This is a genomic window from Rhizobium sp. RHZ01 (genome assembly GCF_014851595.1).
Classification (GTDB): Bacteria; Pseudomonadota; Alphaproteobacteria; order Rhizobiales; family Rhizobiaceae; genus Rhizobium; species Rhizobium altiplani.
Genome location: NZ_JACUZZ010000155.1, coordinates 1 through 255, shown reverse-complemented (window position 1 = coordinate 255; position 255 = coordinate 1). Strand labels below are relative to the sequence as shown.

Sequence of the window (255 nt, the reverse complement as noted above, 5' to 3'; positions counted from 1 at the left end):
ACAAGGCGCCGCGCGAGATCCTCTGGATCCTCGGCGTCCTCATCTACCTGCTGATGATGGCGACCGGCTTCATGGGCTACGTTCTGCCCTGGGGCCAGATGTCCTTCTGGGGCGCGACCGTCATCACCGGCTTCTTCTCGGCATTCCCGCTGGTCGGCGAGTGGATCCAGCAGTTCCTGCTCGGCGGCTTTGCCGTCGACAACCCGACGCTGAACCGCTTCTTCTCGCTGCACTACCTGCTGCCCTTCGTCATTG

General features: G+C 63.1%; 1 protein-coding gene. It reads left to right on the top strand.

The annotated features are described in order from the left end of the window. On the top strand, positions 1-255 hold a 255-nt coding region (locus IB248_RS31255), incomplete at both ends, for a cytochrome b N-terminal domain-containing protein (protein ID WP_192242268.1).